Origin of the sequence: Cellulomonas fimi (genome assembly GCF_028527925.1) — a bacterium.
Lineage (GTDB): Bacteria > Actinomycetota > Actinomycetes > Actinomycetales > Cellulomonadaceae > Cellulomonas > Cellulomonas fimi_C.
In genome coordinates, this window is record NZ_JAPESW010000127.1 from 1 (window position 1) to 886 (window position 886).

Here is an 886-nt window from a genome sequence, read left to right on the forward strand (position 1 = left end):
GTGGGCTCGGGGGTAGGGCAGGGGGCCAAGCTCAAGGGCTTGTGCGTGGTCGGGATCGCAGGGGGCGCGGACAAGTGCCGCTACGTGGTGGTGGAGTTGGGCTTCGATGCCTGCGTCGACCACAAAAGTGCACACTTCGCCGACGAATTGGCCCACGCCTGCTTCAAGGGCGTCGACATCTATTTCGAGAACGTCGGCGGCAAGGTATTCGACGCCGTGGTGCCCTTGCTTAATCCCAAGGCCCGGATTCCGCTGTGCGGGTTGATCGCCGGCTACAATGCCCATGAAGCACCCAGCGGACCCGACCGGTTGCCGGCCCTGCAGCGCACGCTGCTGACCAAGCGCGTGCGGATCCAGGGCTTTATCGTGTTCGATGACTACGGTGATCGCCAGCCCGAATTCCAAAGCGCCATGGCGCCGTGGGTGCGCGACGGCAAGATCAAGTTCCGCGAGGATGTGGTCGAGGGCCTGGAGCGGGCGCCCGAGGCCTTTATCGGTCTGTTGGAAGGGCGCAACTTCGGCAAGTTGGTCGTGCGCATTTGACGCTTATCCGGGGCGCGGGTATAAACCGCGTCTCGTTGTTTTGTCGGACCCTTCGCCCATGAGCTTCAGCCCCCTGATTCGCCAACTGATCGACGCCCTGCGCATTTTGCCGGGTGTCGGCCAGAAAACCGCCCAGCGTATGGCGCTGCAACTGCTGGAGCGTGATCGCAGCGGCGGCGCCGGTTGGCCCAGGCCTTGAGCCAGGCCATGACCGGTGTCGGTCACTGTCGCCAGTGTCGCACCCTCACTGAAGAAGAACTCTGCCCGCAATGCGCCGACCCACGCCGCGACGACACGCTGCTGTGCGTGGTAGAAGGGCCGATGGATGTGTACGCGGTGGAGC

General features: G+C 64.1%; 2 protein-coding genes and 1 pseudogene. All 3 read left to right on the top strand.

Annotated elements, in window-relative coordinates; genetic code table 11:
• The coding region (locus OMK64_RS21330; RefSeq protein ID WP_272730115.1) for a zinc-binding dehydrogenase at positions 1-543 on the top strand (543 nt) is incomplete at its 5' end.
• A 58-nt stretch (positions 544-601) separates the two neighbouring features.
• A complete protein-coding gene (locus OMK64_RS21335) occupies positions 602-742 on the top strand; it encodes a hypothetical protein (RefSeq protein WP_272730116.1) in 141 nt (46 codons plus the stop codon).
• A gap of 8 nt (positions 743-750) precedes the next feature.
• A pseudogene (locus OMK64_RS21340) lies at positions 751-886 on the top strand (recombination mediator RecR); the annotation flags it as partial.

Coding starts and splice junctions, on each gene's coding strand:
- OMK64_RS21335 (WP_272730116.1), top strand. CDS start 602: ATGAGCTTCAGCCCCCTGATTCGCCAACTGATCGACGCCCTGCGCATT.